This window comes from Pediococcus pentosaceus (assembly GCF_001437285.1).
Taxonomy (GTDB): Bacteria; Bacillota; Bacilli; order Lactobacillales; family Lactobacillaceae; genus Pediococcus; species Pediococcus pentosaceus.
In genome coordinates, this window is the sequence record NZ_JQBF01000002.1 from 54,824 (window position 1) to 72,164 (window position 17,341).

General features: G+C 36.6%; 21 protein-coding genes and 1 other annotated feature. Of the genes, 20 read left to right on the plus strand and 1 reads right to left on the minus strand.

The features are described 5' to 3' along the window. Positions 1-3: 3 nt before the first annotated feature. From mutM to rplT, 13 genes are all read left to right on the plus strand, one after another. Positions 4-831 (plus strand): bifunctional DNA-formamidopyrimidine glycosylase/DNA-(apurinic or apyrimidinic site) lyase, encoded by an 828-nt coding sequence (gene mutM, locus IV86_RS02035; RefSeq protein WP_002833789.1) that lies wholly within the window; start codon positions 4-6, stop codon positions 829-831. A 4-nt stretch (positions 832-835) separates the two neighbouring features. Beyond that, entirely contained in the window at positions 836-1,426 is a 591-nt protein-coding gene (coaE, locus tag IV86_RS02040; protein ID WP_002833790.1) for a dephospho-CoA kinase, read from the plus strand. Positions 1,427-1,457: 31 nt separating this feature from the next. Next, entirely contained in the window at positions 1,458-1,931 is a 474-nt protein-coding gene (gene nrdR / locus IV86_RS02045) for a transcriptional regulator NrdR (protein ID WP_002833791.1), read from the plus strand. Next, positions 1,932-3,302 carry a replication initiation and membrane attachment family protein gene (locus tag IV86_RS02050; protein ID WP_056979324.1) on the plus strand — a complete coding sequence of 457 codons (1,371 nt, stop codon included), beginning with the start codon at positions 1,932-1,934 and terminating at the stop codon, positions 3,300-3,302. 2 nt (positions 3,303-3,304) lie between these two features. Continuing rightward, positions 3,305-4,234, plus strand: a complete 930-nt coding sequence (gene dnaI, locus IV86_RS02055) for a primosomal protein DnaI (RefSeq protein ID WP_002833793.1) — start codon at positions 3,305-3,307, stop codon at positions 4,232-4,234. Between the two features lie 292 nt (positions 4,235-4,526). Further along, positions 4,527-6,473, plus strand: a complete 1,947-nt coding sequence (gene thrS, locus IV86_RS02060; protein ID WP_002833794.1) for a threonine--tRNA ligase — start codon at positions 4,527-4,529, stop codon at positions 6,471-6,473. Between the two features lie 152 nt (positions 6,474-6,625). After that, positions 6,626-8,365: a LytS/YhcK type 5TM receptor domain-containing protein gene (locus IV86_RS02065; RefSeq protein WP_056979325.1), complete on the plus strand. Its 1,740-nt coding sequence runs from the start codon at positions 6,626-6,628 to the stop codon at positions 8,363-8,365. A gap of 5 nt (positions 8,366-8,370) precedes the next feature. Further along, on the plus strand, positions 8,371-9,102 hold the full coding sequence (locus IV86_RS02070) for a LytR/AlgR family response regulator transcription factor (RefSeq protein ID WP_056979326.1): 732 nt from the start codon (positions 8,371-8,373) through the stop codon (positions 9,100-9,102). 228 nt (positions 9,103-9,330) lie between these two features. Beyond that, on the plus strand, positions 9,331-9,735 hold the full coding sequence (locus IV86_RS02075; RefSeq protein ID WP_002833797.1) for a CidA/LrgA family protein: 405 nt from the start codon (positions 9,331-9,333) through the stop codon (positions 9,733-9,735). 1 nt (position 9,736) lies between these two features. Beyond that, positions 9,737-10,465 (plus strand): LrgB family protein, encoded by a 729-nt coding sequence (locus tag IV86_RS02080; RefSeq protein WP_002833798.1) that lies wholly within the window; start codon positions 9,737-9,739, stop codon positions 10,463-10,465. A gap of 69 nt (positions 10,466-10,534) precedes the next feature. After that, positions 10,535-10,662 (plus strand) — a sequence feature (ribosomal protein L20 leader region). 41 nt (positions 10,663-10,703) lie between these two features. Continuing rightward, a complete protein-coding gene (gene infC / locus IV86_RS02085) occupies positions 10,704-11,204 on the plus strand; it encodes a translation initiation factor IF-3 (protein ID WP_002833799.1) in 501 nt (166 codons plus the stop codon). Positions 11,205-11,228: 24 nt separating this feature from the next. Then, positions 11,229-11,426, plus strand: coding sequence for a 50S ribosomal protein L35 (rpmI, locus tag IV86_RS02090; protein ID WP_002833800.1), 198 nt, complete (start codon positions 11,229-11,231; stop codon positions 11,424-11,426). A gap of 56 nt (positions 11,427-11,482) precedes the next feature. After that, positions 11,483-11,836, plus strand: coding sequence for a 50S ribosomal protein L20 (rplT, locus tag IV86_RS02095; protein WP_002831385.1), 354 nt, complete (start codon positions 11,483-11,485; stop codon positions 11,834-11,836). 93 nt (positions 11,837-11,929) lie between these two features. On the opposite strand, the gene IV86_RS02100 is transcribed toward rplT, so the two are convergent. Beyond that, on the minus strand, positions 11,930-12,856 hold the full coding sequence (locus IV86_RS02100) for an NADP-dependent oxidoreductase (protein WP_002833801.1): 927 nt from the start codon (positions 12,854-12,856) through the stop codon (positions 11,930-11,932). 141 nt (positions 12,857-12,997) lie between these two features. Here IV86_RS02100 and IV86_RS02105 point away from each other — a divergent pair, with 141 nt between their 5' ends. From IV86_RS02105 to IV86_RS02135, 7 genes are read left to right on the plus strand one after another with little or no spacing between them, the layout of a single operon-like run. After that, positions 12,998-13,522 (plus strand): YqeG family HAD IIIA-type phosphatase, encoded by a 525-nt coding sequence (locus IV86_RS02105; RefSeq protein ID WP_002833802.1) that lies wholly within the window; start codon positions 12,998-13,000, stop codon positions 13,520-13,522. Beyond that, positions 13,523-14,635 (plus strand): ribosome biogenesis GTPase YqeH, encoded by a 1,113-nt coding sequence (gene yqeH, locus IV86_RS02110; RefSeq protein ID WP_002833803.1) that lies wholly within the window; start codon positions 13,523-13,525, stop codon positions 14,633-14,635. 22 nt (positions 14,636-14,657) lie between these two features. Further along, complete coding sequence (yhbY, locus tag IV86_RS02115; RefSeq protein ID WP_002833804.1) at positions 14,658-14,969, plus strand: ribosome assembly RNA-binding protein YhbY; 312 nt, start codon at positions 14,658-14,660, stop codon at positions 14,967-14,969. 16 nt (positions 14,970-14,985) lie between these two features. Further along, a complete protein-coding gene (locus tag IV86_RS02120) occupies positions 14,986-15,630 on the plus strand; it encodes a nicotinate-nucleotide adenylyltransferase (protein ID WP_002833805.1) in 645 nt (214 codons plus the stop codon). Beyond that, positions 15,620-16,228: a bis(5'-nucleosyl)-tetraphosphatase (symmetrical) YqeK gene (gene yqeK / locus IV86_RS02125; RefSeq protein WP_002833806.1), complete on the plus strand. Its 609-nt coding sequence runs from the start codon at positions 15,620-15,622 to the stop codon at positions 16,226-16,228. Before IV86_RS02120 ends, yqeK begins: the two co-directional genes overlap by 11 nt. Before the next feature lie 16 nt (positions 16,229-16,244). Beyond that, the gene (gene rsfS, locus IV86_RS02130) at positions 16,245-16,601 is read left to right on the plus strand and encodes a ribosome silencing factor (RefSeq protein ID WP_002833808.1); all 357 of its coding nucleotides are present in this window, start codon (positions 16,245-16,247) and stop codon (positions 16,599-16,601) included. Continuing rightward, positions 16,601-17,338, plus strand: a complete 738-nt coding sequence (locus IV86_RS02135; protein WP_002833809.1) for a class I SAM-dependent DNA methyltransferase — start codon at positions 16,601-16,603, stop codon at positions 17,336-17,338. The genes rsfS and IV86_RS02135 overlap by 1 nt, the downstream gene beginning before the upstream one ends. Positions 17,339-17,341 lie beyond the last annotated feature (3 nt).

Here is a 17,341-nt window from a genome sequence, read left to right on the forward strand (position 1 = left end):
AGTATGCCTGAATTACCAGAAGTTGAAACAGTTCGTAGAGGCCTAGCAGCCTTAGTTGAAGGAAAAATAGTTACTAATGTTGTAGTACGTTATTCAAAAATGGTCTCACCAAAAGCGGAAATTTTTGCAGAAGAACTAGAGGGTAAAAAAATTCTTAATGTTCGACGACGCGGTAAATATCTATTAATTGATTTTAGTGGAGATTACACGATGGTTTCTCATCTTCGCATGGAGGGTAAATACTCTGTAGTTGATCGTCGTGAAGAGTATGGCAAGCATGATCACGTTATTTTCGAGCTTGATGATGGAAAAGATCTTCGGTACAACGACACTAGAAAATTCGGTAGGATGAATTTGGTACCCACGGGTGAGGAATTACAAGTGGGCGGTTTAAAAACGATTGGACCAGAACCAACGCCTGAGACCCTTACCTTAGAATATTTAACCCATCAGCTACGGAATCGAAAACGTGGAATGAAAAGTTTTCTATTGGATCAGTCCATGATTGCTGGTTTAGGCAATATCTACGCTGATGAAGTATTGTGGCTAAGCAAAATTCATCCTCAGCAGATTTCTAATACTTTAACTGATGAAGAAATTGCAATTTTGCGTGAATCAATTTTTGAAGAGTTGCAATTGGCGATTGAAGCTAAAGGAACGACGGTTTTTTCTTATTTGAATGCGGATGGTCATGCGGGAAGTTTTCAAAACCAGTTGCATGTATACCATCGCCAAGGTTTGCCGTGTCAGCGATGCGGGACACCCATTGAACGGATTAAAGTGGCACAACGTGGGACCCATTTTTGCCCCCATTGCCAAGTTTTGAGGTAGTGATATGACAGTGATAGTTGGTCTAACTGGCGGGATTGCAATGGGTAAAACGACGATTAGCCAATTTTTGAAATCTAAAGCAATTCCGGTAGTTGATGCTGATCAAATTGCACACGAAATCTTAACAGTTGATGAAGTTAAAGTGAAATTGATGGATACTTTTGGTGAAAGTATTCTAGATAAAAATCAAAATATTGATCGTCGAAAACTAGGACCAATTGTATTCAATGATCAAAGACAATTGGAAAAGCTAAATATAATTGTGCAACCTTATATTCGAACCGAAATAGTAAGACAATTGGACACTTTTAGCGCAAGTAAGGTAGTAGTTTTAGATGCTCCGGTGCTCTTTGAGCAAGGATATGAAAAAATGGTTGATTATTTAATGGTCATTAAAACTAGTGCTCAAATTCAAGTAGAACGTTTAATGCAACGTGATAGTTTAAATGAAATTGACGCTCAAAAAAGAATTCAAGCTCAGATGCCTATCGAAGAAAAGGTAAAAAAAGCTGATATTGTGATTGATACCAGTGGAACAATTGAAGAGACACGAAGTCAAGTGGTAAAATGGCTTGTTGACAAGAATTTATTCTAAGCTTCCGAAGCATTCGGCGAGGTGAAACGAAATGAAATGTCCACACTGTGGAAATAATGGATCAAGAGTTGTTGATAGTCGACCAACCGATGAAGGTCGGGTTATTCGACGAAGAAGAGAATGTGAAAAATGTGGCTTTAGATTTACCACGTTTGAACGTGTTGAAGCAACACCATTACTAGTTATTAAGAAAAATGGATCAAGAGAAGAGTTTGATCGAGATAAAATTTTAAAAGGGATTGTACGAGCAGCTGAAAAACGGCCCTTAAACATGGAACAGATGACGGATATGGTCGATAAGGTTGAAAATAAGGTTCGTTCTTTAGGTGAGAGCGAAATTTCAAGTCAAATTATTGGCGAATATGTGATGAATATTTTAGTAGATTTAGATGAGATTGCTTATATTCGTTTTGCTAGTGTTTACCGTCAATTTAAAGATATGCATGTCTTTTTAGATGAGCTGCAAGATATGATGAAAAAAGACGAAGAAAAGGAAAAAGAGTAGATGGCAACTGAGATGAGTGAATTAGCACCCCATGATTCATTTATAATTGATAGCCAACGTCAAATTACTGATTTTGAGCAACGTTCATTGACGACACTATATCGTCCATTGTTGACCTCAGATGCATATAGTTTGATGATGGTTTTGTGGGAAATGAGTCAGGAAACCAAATCGATCTCAGAACAGTACACACATACAATCCTTTTAAACTGGCTTGGAATCGATCTACCAGCGATAGTTGAGGCACGAGGACGTTTAGAAGCACTAGGTCTACTAAAAACGTATCAGAGAAAAATTGATCGTCGAAGTTTATTTTTGTATGCACTCCAAGCTCCAGCCGATCCCGTTAAATTCTTTAAAGATGACACTTTGAGTGCTTTATTGCTGGGCGTGATTGGCGAAAGTGAATTCGATCGGCTGAGTCATCGACTGATTAAGCAGCACGTGCGTCAGGACGAATTTTATGATGTTTCCAAAAAGCTGGGCGACTATTTTCAATTGGGAAGTAGCGTAATAAATAAACCAGATGCAATTAATCAGGTTCAGAAAAGTTTATCGGAAACCGAGCATGAAGTTGATACAGAAGTTATTAACCAAGATTTTGATTTTAAATTACTTGCGCAAATGCTAAGTTCTAGTTTTGTAGATCATCAGAGCTTGCTAGAAAATGAACATTTAATTATGGTTGAACAGACTATTTATGGGATTAATGAAAGCGAAATGGCTCAGTTAATCAAAGCCTCTACGAGTTATGAAGATAACAAAATTGATCCTAAAGAATTAAAGTCACGAGTTTTGAACGCTTATAATGGGCAGACGCCGGTTAAAGATGATGGGAATTCTCAGCCTAAAAACGAGTCAATTCCGAATAATGCGCTAGCTAAACTTACTACAGAAGAACGCGCCATTATTAGTGCAACCTATGCTATGTCACCCAACGTATTTATTGAAAGTTTGAAAGCACAAGCAGGGGGCTTTACAACTGCTGCAGAAAAAAGAATTATCACAGATTTAGTTGGTAAAGGGTTAATGCCAATTAGTGTGATAAACTTTTTAGTTTACTATTTTATTGTTGATCAGGGTCGACCTACGTTAAATAAAAATTTAGTGGAAGCAATTGCCAATGACTGGATTAAAAATAAAATTAAAACTCCAGTGGAAGCTTTAGAATTTATTCGTAAACGCCAAGAACAAAAGAAAAATACGAACAATAATTATTCGAAAAATCGGCGTACGATTCAAAGAGAAACCTTACCTGAATGGGCTACGGAGACCGCTAAGACTAAAGAACCCAAGCAAGTTAATCCAGAAACAACTAAAAAAATTAATGAACAACTTAAAAAACTTCGTTCTAGAGGCAAGGAGGGATAGTCATGGAAAATGTCCGAGAAATTTTGCAAGAATTAATGAGCAAAAGAAAGCTCGACCAGCGTTTTAATAACGTGATGAAATCAGTGTATTCTGATCCAGAAGTGATTAGTTTTTGCGAGGAGCATCAAGACGAACTATCCAAGGAAGCTATCGAACGTGGAGCGGCTAAGCTGTATGAATTTGTTTCAGAACGAAATAAGATTAAAAATAACCAAGCAACCTTTTTACCGGGATATCAGCCAGAATTAGTCTTAAGCAATCATTTGATTGATATTGAGTATGTGCCCACGAAACAGACTCATTTATTAGAACAAGAACGTCATCGAAAAGCGTTAGTTAAATCGATTAGTATGCCTAAATTAATCCGTCATGCTTCATTGGAGGGATACTATCAGGAACCAGAACGAACAGACGCTTTGGCTAAAACTTTAGCGTTTGTAAACGAATATTTAGAACGCCCTCAAGATTGGCATAAGGGTTTGTATTTGACGGGAAGTTTTGGTGTGGGAAAAACGTATCTAATGGGCGCAATGGGGAACGCTTTGGCTGATGAAGGATATTCGACAACTATTGTTCATTTTCCTAGTTTAGCTGTTGAATTAAAAAATGCGATTGGAAGTTCTAATACGATTCAAACTAAAATCGATGCGATTAAAAAAGCTCCGATTTTGGTAATTGACGATATTGGAGCGGATAGTATTTCTTCTTGGATTAGGGATGACGTATTGGGAGTAATTCTTGAATACCGAATGCAAGAAGAATTACCAACATTTTTTACATCTAATTTTTCAATGGACCAATTAGAGCGAGAACATCTAACAGTCAATCAGAGAGGCGAAGCAGAACCTTTAAAAGCGAAAAGATTGATGGAACGAATTAAATTTTTGAGTGAGGAAGTCTCGATGACGGGAAAAAATCATCGACAGGATTGACAAACAATCAAAAATAGGTAGAATAAATGTATAAATCACAGTCAAACATGTAGTTTTTAATTCAGGGAGCGGAGCCGCGACTGCAAGCGATGCACTTAAAACTTCCCACTTGACTAGAGGCTGGGCGCAATCCCAGTTCGGTTGCCACCGTTATGGCTTTTAATCGAGTGGTAGATAGTTTTTTAACTGTCTACAATTAGGGTGGAACCGCGTGAATAATAAATGACAATCACGTCCCTGGTATTTTTATACCAGGGACTTTTTTTGTACATAAATTTAAGGAGAGAGTGTTATGACAGAAATTAATATTGAATTTCCAGATGGCAGTGTAAAACCTTTTGAACAAGGCGTTTCAATTTTAGATATTGCTAAGTCAATCAGTACTAGCCTTGCTAAAAAAGCTGTTGCTGGGAAAATTAACGGTGCCTTGGTTCGTTTGGACCAAGCTATTAACGAAAACGTAAAAATCGAAATTGTCACAAAAGATTCAGAAGATGGTAACATCGTTAACTGGAATTCGGCAGCCTTAGTTTTGACTAGTGCTATCGAAAGCATCTATCCTGGAGTTCATTTTGGTGAGATTGGCAACGGAGAACATGGTTTTTACGTTGATACAGATAAGGTTGATCAACAAATTTCAGTTGACCAATTACCAGCAATCGAAGATAAGATGAAGGACATTATTAAATCTAAGATTAGCTTAAAGCATAGTGAAATTAGTGTAGAAGAAGCCCTAGCAAGCGTTGATGGTGACCCATACCAAGCTAAAATCGTTAAGCGTAACGAAAAAAATGGCAAAGTTAGTGTTTATGACGTTGATGGAAAAATAATTGTTAGTGATAACGTTGCTTTACTTAGCACTTCAGATATGAAAGCCGTTAAGTTGTTGTCAGTTGCAGGTGCTTATTGGGAAGGTAAGTCAAGTAATCCGATGCTCCAACGGATTTACGGAACATCTTTCTACAAACAAAAAGATCTTGAAGCAGAACTTGAACGCCAAAAGGAAGCTCACGAACGTGACCACCGTGTCATTGGAAACAATTTAGACTTGTTCTTCGTTGACCCTAAGGTTGGTGCAGGACTTCCTTACTGGATGCCAAATGGTGCTACAATTCGTCGTTCCATTGAACGTTACATTATTGATAAGGAAGTTAAGCATGGTTACCAACATGTTTACACTCCAGTATTGATGAACCTTGATGCATATAAGACTTCTGGTCACTGGCAACACTATCGTGAAGACATGTTCCCACCAATGGACATGGGTGATGGCGAAATGCTTGAACTCCGTCCAATGAACTGTCCTTCACATATCCAAGTTTATAAGCACCATATTCGTTCATATCGTGAATTACCAATCCGGATTGCTGAATTAGGGATGATGCATCGTTACGAAAAATCCGGTGCTCTTTCTGGATTACAGCGAGTTCGTGAAATGACGTTGAATGATGGTCATACATTTGTGGCTCCAGACCAAATTCAAGCTGAATTTAAAAAAGTTCTTCAATTAATGGTTGAAGTTTATCGTGATTTCAATATCACTGACTACACATTCCGCCTAAGTTATCGTGATCCTGCTAATACTGAAAAGTATTTTGACGATGATGAAATGTGGAACAAGTCACAATCTATGTTGAAAGCTGCTATGGATGATCTTGGCTTAGATTATGTTGAAGCTGAAGGCGAAGCCGCATTCTACGGTCCAAAGCTTGACGTTCAAACTAAGACAGCCCTTGGAAATGAAGAAACACTTTCAACAATTCAATTAGACTTTATGCTTCCAAAGCAATTTGACCTACATTATGTTGGGGCTGACGGGGAAGAACATCGTCCAGTAATGATTCACCGTGGATTAGTTTCAACTATGGAACGTTTCACGGCTTACTTGATTGAAATGTATAAGGGTGCTTTCCCAACTTGGTTAGCTCCTAAGCAAGTTACAATCATTCCTGTTAAAGATGATTTACATGGTGCTTATGCCGATAAACTTCGTGAAGAAATGGTCGATAAAGACATTCGAGTTGAAGTTGACCACCGTAATGAAAAGATGGGTTATAAGATTCGTGAAGCTCAAACTCAAAAGATTCCATATATCTTAGTTGTTGGTGATAATGAATTAGAAAATAACTCCGTTAGTGTACGTCACTACGGTGAAGATGATTCTAAGAATGAAGCTAGTGCTGACTTTATCAACAATATCGTTCGTGAAATTGAAAGTTACAGTCGCGAAAATGACTAAAATAGTTTAATTAAAATAGGATTTTTAATGGTGTGAATATCATTAAAATCCTATTTTTTTGTAGGCTTTAATAAGGGATGACCGTTGAAAGGCTTATAATTATATTGTGATTAAGAATGGTAGTTTTAGAATGATTAATGTAAGGAGTAGGCATGTTAAATTTAACCGTACTTTTGTTTGAAAGAGCTGGATTAATTATTATTTTGGCTTTTTTTCTAGTAAATATTCCTCAATTTAGGAAATTACTTTTTCGAAAAGATTGGTCAACAACTTTCCAATTATTTGCGATTTTTTCTATTTTTACGATTGTAGCAAATTTAATTGGTGTTGAACTTCGACCTGATAATAGCATTCAATTCAAATCCCTTCTGCAGAATGTTACCCCTGGAGATTCTGTAGCTAATATTCGAATTTTAACGGTTACAGTTTCAGGAATTATTGGCGGGCCGCTGGTTGGGGGTGGAGTAGGCTTAGTCGCTGGACTTCACCGAATGTTGCAAGAGTCGCTAACAACCGACGCCCTTTTTTATATTCCCAGTTCGATGATAATTGGAATTTTAGCCGGTTTTTTTGCTAAGAAAAAACAACATCGCTTTGCAACAATGAAAGTGTTTGATGGTTTTTTAGTAGGACTTTTAATGGAAGCAATCCAAATGCTGTTTATTTTACTATTTAGTCCGACAGGTTGGACTTTGGTAAAATATATTGCAATACCAACGATGCTAGTAGGTGCTTTAGGGACTTCGGTTTTCTTATCAATTATCACGCTTTACTTTCGGCAGGAAGTTGATACTCAAGCTACCCAAACTAAATCAATTTTTCAGTTAGCTTTAAAAACTTTGCCAGTTTTTCGTCAAGGGTTAAATCAAGAAGCCGCTAAAAAGGCTGCTAGTTTAATATTGGAATATACAAATTTTGATGCGGTTGGTATTACAGATGAATCTAAGATTCTGGCTTTTGCGGGGATGGGAAGTGATCACCATATCACAGGTGCTTCTATCTTGACGGAATTATCTGAAGAGGCGGTTAAATTGGGTGAAGTTCAAATTGGAAATAATGCTCATGAGATTAATTGCCCTGTAAAAAGTTGTCCATTACACTCGGCCGTCGTAGTACCTTTAATCATTAAAGGTAAAGCAGTAGGTAGTTTGAAACTCTACTATGTAGAAGAATGGCGATTAAGTCCAGTGGAAATTCAATTAGGAACAGGGCTGGGAGAAATATTAGCAATGCAGATAATGTTAGGAGAAATCGAGCATCAATCAGAATTAGTGCGGGATGCCGAAATAAAATCTCTCCAATCGCAAGTCAATCCGCACTTTTTCTTTAATGCGATAAATACAATTGTGGCAGTTATGCGGTACGACAGTGACCAAGCACGTGAATTACTGATCCAACTCAGTACTTATTTTAGGGCAAATTTAACGGGGATTAGAGAAACAACCATTCCGTTGTATCAAGAATTCAAACATGTTAAAGCCTATTTAATGCTTGAACAAACACGTTTTCCAAATCGATTTGAAATTTTGTTTCACCAGAAGGTTTCGGAAAATGTAATGATACCTCCATTTAGCATCCAAATTATTGTTGAAAATGCCCTTAAGCATGCCTTTAATAGTCGAAAAAAGGGCAATATAGTTTCAATTAATGTTGAACAGATTAAACAAAGACTTAAAATTGAAATTACTGACAATGGGCAAGGGATTGATAAAAGTATTATTGATAAATTAGGAAAACAGACGGTAAGTTCTGTAAGTGGGAGTGGAACGGCATTACAAAATCTTAATGTGTGCTTGATGGGTCTTTATGGTAAAGATGCCGAACTAAAAATAAGCAGTGATCAAAATGGAACCCAGGTGGTAATCCAAATTCCATATAAGGAACAGGTGTAAAGATAGTGAAGATATTAATTGTTGATGATGAGCCCCTAGCTCGAAGTGAACTTGATTTTTTATTGAGGAATAATCCGTTAGTAGATAGCGTTAGTGAAGCAGAAGGAGTCACTGAAGCTAAACAAAAATTAATGACGGATCAACCGGATCTAATGTTTTTAGATATTAGACTTGATGATGGAAATGGGATGTCATTTGCAAAATTCTTGAAAAAGGAAGAAAAACTACGTCCATATATTGTTTTTGCCACGGCTTACGATCAATATGCTTTAGATGCATTTGACGTTAATGCTACAGATTACATATTAAAACCCTTTGAAAAAGATCGTATTGATGAAACGCTTAAACGAGTTGATAGAATTTTAAAAAAGCCAGAGGCATTAGTTAATAGTGACATGTGTAAAAATCCGCGACTTTCAGTTACAGTTGATGAAAGAACGATAATTATTAAAAAGAGCGATATTCTTTATTTAGAAGCCCAAAATGGGAATGTATTAATTTATACTAAAAATTTACCATTAATCTCAAGCAAACAAACGTTGATTAACCTTGAAAAGCAGTTAGATACAGAACAATTTCTACGAGTACATAGAAGTTTTCTAGTAAATTTAGATATGATTTTGGAGTTTCAACCCAGCTTTAATCATACTTATGAATTAACATTAATAAATGGAACCAAGATTACGGTTAGTAGATCATATGTTGCTAAAACTAAAAAAGTGTTAGGAATTGGATGATCTAATATTTATAAATTGTAGAATAAGTTCATACCTATTCTTAGAAATTCTCAACTCAATCGTTGAGGATTTTTTAATTAAAAACCAAGGTAACTAACACGAACTGTATGGCATTTTGAAGCAAAAAATGGTCACTTTATGTGAAAGCGCTAACATAAATGAGCTAATAGCTTAAAATAAGGTTGTGATAAACAGTATTAGATCCATAAAGGTAGGGAGGAAGCTAAAATGAAAAAAGATGGGAAGAAAGAAACACCAATCCTTATTCAAATGGGAATATTTATGGCAATTTTATTTGTAGCACAATTACTATCGCAGTTATTTCCGCCTAGTTTTGCAGTTCCGACACCCTTAATTGGAATGATTATTTTATATATACTATTAGCGACGCACATTATTAAGCTTGAACAGGTAGAAAAACTGGGGGATTCATTGATTGGTTTGATTGCTTTTTTGTTCGTACCATCTGGAATTCAGTTAGCAGGAAGCTTAGATTTAATTAAGCGTGAAGGCTTACAGGATGTCATTGTGACAATCATTTCAACCATTATTTTATTAGTTGTAATCACGTATGTAGGATCGTTTTTCATAAAATTACATCAAAAAATAAATAATAGAAAAGGGGATGATTAATATGACAGCAGCCTTGGCAACACCTTTTACAGGTATCTTCATATCGCTTTTGGTATATTTACTGGGGATGTGGCTTTTTAAGATTAGTAAAGGCTTTTTCCTATTTACACCGTTACTGGTGGGAGTTGTTTTAGGAATCTTTATTTTGGCATTATGGGCGAAAGGGATTGGCTCTACAACTGTGGAAGTCTATAAAAAATTCTTTTTACCGGGTGGTAATATAGTATTTTGGTTTTTAAATCCAGCGACCATTGCTTTTGCTATTCCACTTTATCGTCGAAATGATATATTTAAAAAATATTGGATAGATGTAGTATTAACTTTATTTGTGGGTGGATTTATTTCACTTTTCGGTATTCATATGGTTTCAAAACTATTTGGACTATCAAAAGTCTCCATTGCAGCAATGTTACCTCAAGCCGCTACAACGGCGGTGGCAATGCCAATAGCTAAGAGCATTGGAGGTGACCCTGCCGTAACAGCCATGGTTTGTATCATAAATGCTGTGATTATTTACGCTCTTGCAGAATTTCTTATTAAATTTTTCAAGCTTAAAGAAATTTCAAAAGTGGGGTTAGGTTTAGGTTTAGGTACATCTGGGCATACAGTTGGTTCTGCTAAGGCAGTGCAGTTGGGTTCAATTCAAGGAGCCATGGCATCTGTTTCAGTAGTAATCGTTGCATTAGCGATGGATATTTTAGTACCGATTTACGCTCGTTTATTCCTTTGAAATAAAAGATAAAACAAATAGTTTCTTTAGTTGACATGAGACATAGAATTTGGTATTCTAATAAACGTTGAGAAAAAGCAGAGGCCACCGCTTCTCGCCTTGTAACTTAAGTTGCTGGGCTAAAGAACGTTGAATGGATACTAATTAATTATCCAAACAAAGCGGGTGGCGTATGCCATCCGCTTTTCTGCATTCTCGCTAATTTTCCTGGAGGTGAAGAACCATAGCAAACGATATAATGGTAAATGAAACCATTCGGGCTAGAGAAGTCCGCTTAATTGGTGTCAACGGTGATCAATTGGGAGTTAAAACTAAGGCTGAAGCAATTAGTATGGCTGAGGAAGCTAACTTAGACGTCGTAGTCGTATCCCCAAAGGCTAAGCCACCCGTTGCCAAGATTATGGATTATGGAAAATATCGATTCGAGCAACAAAAGAAACAACGTGAAGCTCGTAAAAAGCAAAAGACTGTCAGCATTAAAGAAATTCGTTTGAGTCCTACAATTGATACAAATGATTTTAATACTAAGCTTAAAAACGCTACTAAGTTCTTGAGTAAAGGTGATAAAGTTCGTGTTTCAATTCGTTTTAAGGGACGTGCCATCACTCATAAAGAGATTGGTCGTAAGGTACTTGAACGAATGGCTAAAGAAACTTCAGATGTCGCACGTGTTGAGGTTCATCCAAAGATGGACGGCAGAAGTATGTTTCTTGTGCTATCACCAATTGCTGATAAATAATTTAAAATTCTGGAGGAACAGATTATGCCTAAAATGAAGACAAACCGCGCTGCTGCTAAGCGTTTTAAGAAAACTGCTAATGGCGGTCTTAAGAGTGCAAATGCTTATACAAGTCACCGTTTCCATGGAAAGACTAAGAAGCAACGTCGTCAATTACGTGGTACAGACATGATGGACAGTACTAACGTAAAGCGTTACAAGAAGTTACTTTCAAACATCTAGTTAAGAATTTAAATTTAGAACAAATGACCTTCGGGTGATTTAAGGAGGAATTTATTATGCCACGAGTAAAAGGTGGAACAGTTACACGTCGCCGTCGTAAACGCGTTTTAAAACTTGCTAAGGGTTATCGCGGTGCAAAACATATTCAATTTAAGGTTGCTAAAGACCAAGTTATGAAGTCTGGTCTATATGCATTCCGTGACCGTCGTAATCGTAAGGGCGAATTCCGTCGTCTTTGGATTGCACGTATCAATGCTGCTGCTAGAATGAATGGTTTAAGCTACAGCAAATTAATGCATGGTCTAAAAGAAGCTGGAATCGATATGAACCGTAAGATGCTTGCTGATCTTGCAGTTAACGATGCTGATGCATTCAAGGCTTTAGCCGAAGAAGCAAAGAAAGCTCTTTAATCTATTAGATTAAATGAATTAATAAATAAAAAGGATTGGAACAAAACAATGAGTTTTGGAACCAATCCTTTTTATTTATTTTCTGAACGTTAATTAAACTTCAACGATATATTTCCCTCTCGGATGATGCGTTTGAAGAGCATGAAAAGCTTTTTGAATTTCAGCTACATCAAAATTTAAGATTTCGGCAATCGGGACGGTTATTTCTTGACTTACAACTTTTTTAACAAGATATTCTAAAGCGGCTTGGTTCATTTTGTAATCTGTGTTGTAAAAATCAACTAATCTTGATGGGTCAGTTTTGAAGGTGTCAATCCCAGTTGTAGAAATCAATAAACCAGATGGAGCAAGGTGGGCTAAGTAAAGGTCGGCCAGCTCATTTTGTGGCGCAACGTTAATAATTACGTCATAAAGACCTAGTTGCTCAATTGTTTTTGGAGCATCGTAAAAAACAACTTGATTAAAATCTGCAGTATCGAATTGTTCAGTATACTTGGAGTTAATTACAACGGAAACTTGCTTATTTAAACTATTTAAAATTTGATACAAGTTAGTTCCTACCGCTCCAGAGGCACCAATAATGAGCACTTTTGAAAACGAAACGTCTTTTAATGCTCCAAAAACGATATCATACGCAGTGATACCTGCGTTGGGAAGACCTGCAGCCGTCCGATAACTGATTTCGGCAGGAAGTTTAGTTGCTCGACGATAAGGAACTGAAACATATTCGCTATAACCTTTGAGGTTAGCCAATCCCACAATTGAATCACCAAGGTTGAATTCGGTAATGGAGGGGTCTTTGTCCACGATGATACCTGCAACATCACTACCTGGAATGGCTGGCAGTGAAATTGGGCGAAACTTGGCTTGAGTACCATCAATAATTCCTAAATCATATGGGTTTAGTGCAAAAGCTTTGGTTTGAACAATAAGGCGTCCACTGGAAGGCTCTGGCTTTGGAACGTCTAGTTCAATTAAATCTGAAATATTACCAAATTGATTAACACCGATTGCTTTCATAATATAATCACCTCTTGTACTAAACATAATATAAAGTTAAGTGAAATAAAAGATTTAAGCTTGCAAGTATAGGTTGCTCTCTTTCCAAAAGAGTCTACTATCGTTTATAATTAGACAGATAGCATTTATGGGAGAAGATTAATGAATATTTTTAAACCAACGTGGATGATTGAAAAAATATATAATTTATCTGCAAAAGATTTAAACCAAAAAGGAATTACGACTGTCTTAACCGATTTAGATAATACGTTAATTGCCTGGAATAATCCGGATGGAACTCCCGAATTAAGACAATGGATCGAAGATCTAAAACAAGAAAATATTAGAGTAATCGTAGTTTCTAACAATAACCATGCTCGCGTTAAGAAAGCAGTTGAAGGCTTTGGACTTGAATTTGATTCAAGAGCTTTAAAACCATTGACTGTTGGTATTAATCGAGTGGTACGCAAAAATAAATTGGATAAGAACTCCACCATTATGGTTGGAGACCAATTAATTACGGATATGGCCGCTGCAAATTTAGCTGGAGTGCGGGGAGTTTTAGTGAAACCGTTAATTGAAACGGACGCTTGGAATACTAAATTCAACCGTTTTTTGGAATTCTTTGTAAAGCGTTCTTTAAAAAAGAAGTATCCGGAATTAGTTTGGCATAAGGAGTTACAATAAATGGACGAACAAAATGAATTACGTTGTATTGGTTGTGGAGCAATTCTACAAGTGACTGATAAAAAAGCGCCTGGATATACACCAGAATCAGCCTTAAAAAAGGGATTAGAATCTGGCCAATTATATTGTCAAAGATGTTTTAGATTACGTCACTACAATGAAATTGCTCCAGTAGACATTAGTGATGATGACTTCCGAAAGTTATTAAGTCAGATTAGTGATTCCAACTCACTAGTTGTGTATGTAGTTGACATGTTTGATTTTAATGGAAGTTTGATTCCAGGACTTCACCGATTTATTGGAGACAATCCAGTATTGTTGGTAGGAAATAAAGAAGATGTCTTTCCAAAATCAATCAAACGTCATCGTATGAAAGAATGGCTTAGACAACAAGCAAAGGCAAATGGTATTTTGCCTGAAGATGTGGTTATTACCAGTGCTAAAAATGCTAGTTCAGTGGAAGCCTTATTTAATGCGGTAGAAAAATTACGTAAAGGTCGGGACGTTTATGTAGTCGGAGTTACAAATGTTGGGAAGTCAACTTTAATTAATAGTTTGATTGCTATTCGCAATGGAATTAAAGATGTAATTACTACTTCCCGTTTTCCGGGTACTACTTTAGATCGCATTGAAATTCCGTTCGATGATCATAGTAATTTGATTGATACACCCGGAATTATTCATGCCGATCAAATGGCACATGTATTGGCTGCGGAAGATTTGAAATATGTCTCGCCACAAAAGACGATTAAACCTCGTGTATTCCAACTAAACAGTCAACAAACTCTTTTTTTGGGAGCTTTAGCTCGATTTGATTACGAACACTCTGAGGGCTCTGTAACAGCTTATTTTGATAATAATCTTATGGTTCATCGGACTAAGTTGGAAAACGCAGATAATTTTTACGAAAAACATGCAGGTGAATTATTGACACCTCCAACTGCAGATAATTTGGCTAAAATGCCTAAATTAGTTGCACATCAGTTTAGTGCAGATCAAGATAGTGATATTGTTTTTGAAGGATTAGGTTGGATATCCGTTCCTGAAGGAAGCACGATTACTGCATGGGCACCAGAGGGTATTTCAGTAGTAATAAGACGATCATTAATTTAAGTTGCAAATAAAAGGAGAAACAATGGAATTAAGAGGAAAACAAAAAAGATATCTTAGAGCTCGAGCACATTCATACCGCCCAGTTTTTTCCGTGGGTAAAAATGGTCTAACTGAAGCATGGCTCAATCAATTGGCAGGAGCTTTAGACAACCATGAATTATTAAAAATTAATATCCAACAAAATTCAGATGCAACAACGGCTGAAGCTAAAGAATTTATTGAATCTAATACAGATATTCAAGTAGTTCAAACCATTGGACGGGTACTAGTGTTGTTTAAAGTTTCTTCGGAAGCGGATAAACGTGAAATTTCAGATACAGTTAAGAAGATATAGATAAAGGTGATTAATCTTGATAGCAACAAAATCTAAAACAGTTTCTGGAGTACAAGTAGAAGTGGTTGAAGAGCCATTAATACAAAAGAAAGGCAAGAAAATTGGCATTCTGGGAGGGACGTTTAATCCGCCTCACATTGCTCATTTATTAATTGCTGAACAAGTAGGAAGCCAGTTGGGACTGGATAAGGTGCTATTTATTCCAGATTTTATTCCACCACATGTTGATGAGAAAAAAACCATTCCTGCTGAGCACCGAGTTGAAATGGTCCGCTTAGCTATTCAGGATAACCCACTGTTTGATTTAGATTTAATCGAAATTAATCGTGGTGGCTCAAGTTATTCGTACGATACGGTTAAAGAATTAAAACAACTACATCCGGAAAATGACTATTATTTTATTATTGGTGGTGACATGGCGGACTATTTACCGACTTGGCATCGAATTGACGAATTAGTTAAAATGGTTCAATTTGTGGGTGTTGATCGGCCGAAATATCAACGCCAAGAACAATATCCGATTATTTGGGTAGATGTTCCTAAGATGGACATTAGTTCCACCAAAATTAGAAAAAACGTTAAGAATGGGTGTTCAATTAGGTATCAAGTGCCCGAAAGTGTCGAAAAGTATATAAAGGAGCACCGTTTATATGAGCAATAATGAAGAATTAATTTATCAAAAAAACTACGTGCCTTTTACGCGAGCAGAATTAATCGACGCTGTTTCTAAAAGTATTACCGGAAGTCGATTCGAACATGTTCTACGAGTTGAAAAGAAGGCGATTGAATTAGCACAAAAATATGATGCTGACGTGGAGAAAGCCAGTATTACCGGTTTACTACACGATTATGCCAAGCAACGTAGTGATAGTGAATTTATTAAATATATTAATGAACTAGAGCTTGATCCCCAATTATTAGATTATGGTAATGCTATTTGGCATGGTGTTGTTGGCGCAGAAATCGTTAAAAATGAATTGAAGATTTATGATGAAGAAATTTTAAATGCAATTCGACGTCATACCGTCGGGGCACCATACATGACATTGATTGATCAAATAGTGTTCATGGCCGATTATATTGAAGATGGTCGTGATTTTGAAGGCGTAGAACAAGCCCGTTTAATTACAGAACAAAGTTTACAAAAGGGCGTTACTTTCCAAATGAAGAGTACCCTTGCATACTTAATCGCTGGAAATAAGCCAGTTTTTCCAGCTACGATTGAAAGTTATAACGCATGGATCTCAAAATTTAATTAAAACTAGGAGAAATAGATTGAACAATTTAGAAGAATTAGAATTACTAGTAAAAGCAGCAGATAGCAAACGAGCTGAAAATACAATCGTTTTAAATGTACGTGAGGTTAGCACCTTAGCAGACTACTTTATGATTACAAGTGCTGATTCTAACCGCCAAGTAGCTGCCATTGCAGATGCTATTATTGAAAAGGCTAAGGAAAACCAGATCGAAATCCGTCGTATTGAAGGAAATCGTGCTGCAGAATGGATTTTGATTGACTTAGGAAATATTGTTATTAATGTTTTCCAAACGGATCAAAGAAAGTACTATAATCTGGAAAAGCTTTGGTCCCAAGCTGAAGCAGTTGAAACAACTGATTGGATTGCAGAATAATGATATATCAAAGCTTTGCGGAGTTATATGACCAACTTTTTGATGAAGATGAATACCAAAATTGGTTTGAATATACGCAAAAAGAAGTTGATTTAAGTCATAAAAATAATTGGCTTGAATTAGCTTGTGGTGCGGGAAGATTGGTTGTTCAACTCGCACAGCATGGACAAATCGTCACAGGATTTGATTTGTCAGAAGAAATGTTAGCTCTAGCAGAACAGCACACTAGAGATGCTGAGGTGGCAGCAGAACTGATTCAAGGAAATATGTTGGATTTAAGTGAATTAGAGCAGTTTGATGTTGTATCATGCTACGCTGATTCTTTTTGCTACCTTCCGGATGAAGAACAAGTGTTACAGTCGTTTAGCGAAGTGTATGAGCACTTAAAATCTGGCGGCCAGTTTATCTTTGACGTGATCACTCCATATCAAACAGGGGTGGTTTACCCAGGTTATATGTTTAACTATCAAGATGACCGCCAAGCATTCATTTGGTCAAGCTTCGAAGGCGAAGATAAATATCATGTCGAACATGACTTAACTTTTTTTACCAAAGCAAATGATGATGAGCTATTTAGACGGACCGAAGAAACTCATTTTGAACGAACGTATGAACTGGAAACGTACGTTAAACTTTTAGAAAAAGCTGGTTTTTCTAAAATCAAATACTATGCTGATTATGGAAAAGCTGAAGTAGATGAAAAAACAACTCGGTGGTTCTTTAGTTGTAGGAGGTAGCTG

What these genes read in the sequence shown, in the direction of transcription:
- mutM (WP_002833789.1), top strand. Translation starts at nt 4, where the DNA reads ATGCCTGAATTACCAGAAGTTGAAACAGTTCGTAGAGGCCTAGCAGCC.
- coaE (WP_002833790.1), top strand. Translation starts at nt 836, where the DNA reads ATGACAGTGATAGTTGGTCTAACTGGCGGGATTGCAATGGGTAAAACG.
- nrdR (WP_002833791.1), top strand. Translation starts at nt 1,458, where the DNA reads ATGAAATGTCCACACTGTGGAAATAATGGATCAAGAGTTGTTGATAGT.
- IV86_RS02050 (WP_056979324.1), top strand. Translation starts at nt 1,932, where the DNA reads ATGGCAACTGAGATGAGTGAATTAGCACCCCATGATTCATTTATAATT.
- dnaI (WP_002833793.1), top strand. Translation starts at nt 3,305, where the DNA reads ATGGAAAATGTCCGAGAAATTTTGCAAGAATTAATGAGCAAAAGAAAG.
- thrS (WP_002833794.1), top strand. Translation starts at nt 4,527, where the DNA reads ATGACAGAAATTAATATTGAATTTCCAGATGGCAGTGTAAAACCTTTT.
- IV86_RS02065 (WP_056979325.1), top strand. Translation starts at nt 6,626, where the DNA reads ATGTTAAATTTAACCGTACTTTTGTTTGAAAGAGCTGGATTAATTATT.
- IV86_RS02075 (WP_002833797.1), top strand. Translation starts at nt 9,331, where the DNA reads ATGAAAAAAGATGGGAAGAAAGAAACACCAATCCTTATTCAAATGGGA.
- IV86_RS02080 (WP_002833798.1), top strand. Translation starts at nt 9,737, where the DNA reads ATGACAGCAGCCTTGGCAACACCTTTTACAGGTATCTTCATATCGCTT.
- infC (WP_002833799.1), top strand. Translation starts at nt 10,704, where the DNA reads ATGGTAAATGAAACCATTCGGGCTAGAGAAGTCCGCTTAATTGGTGTC.
- rpmI (WP_002833800.1), top strand. Translation starts at nt 11,229, where the DNA reads ATGCCTAAAATGAAGACAAACCGCGCTGCTGCTAAGCGTTTTAAGAAA.
- rplT (WP_002831385.1), top strand. Translation starts at nt 11,483, where the DNA reads ATGCCACGAGTAAAAGGTGGAACAGTTACACGTCGCCGTCGTAAACGC.
- IV86_RS02100 (WP_002833801.1), bottom strand. Translation starts at nt 12,856, where the DNA reads ATGAAAGCAATCGGTGTTAATCAATTTGGTAATATTTCAGATTTAATT.
- IV86_RS02105 (WP_002833802.1), top strand. Translation starts at nt 12,998, where the DNA reads ATGAATATTTTTAAACCAACGTGGATGATTGAAAAAATATATAATTTA.
- yqeH (WP_002833803.1), top strand. Translation starts at nt 13,523, where the DNA reads ATGGACGAACAAAATGAATTACGTTGTATTGGTTGTGGAGCAATTCTA.
- yhbY (WP_002833804.1), top strand. Translation starts at nt 14,658, where the DNA reads ATGGAATTAAGAGGAAAACAAAAAAGATATCTTAGAGCTCGAGCACAT.
- yqeK (WP_002833806.1), top strand. Translation starts at nt 15,620, where the DNA reads ATGAGCAATAATGAAGAATTAATTTATCAAAAAAACTACGTGCCTTTT.
- IV86_RS02135 (WP_002833809.1), top strand. Translation starts at nt 16,601, where the DNA reads ATGATATATCAAAGCTTTGCGGAGTTATATGACCAACTTTTTGATGAA.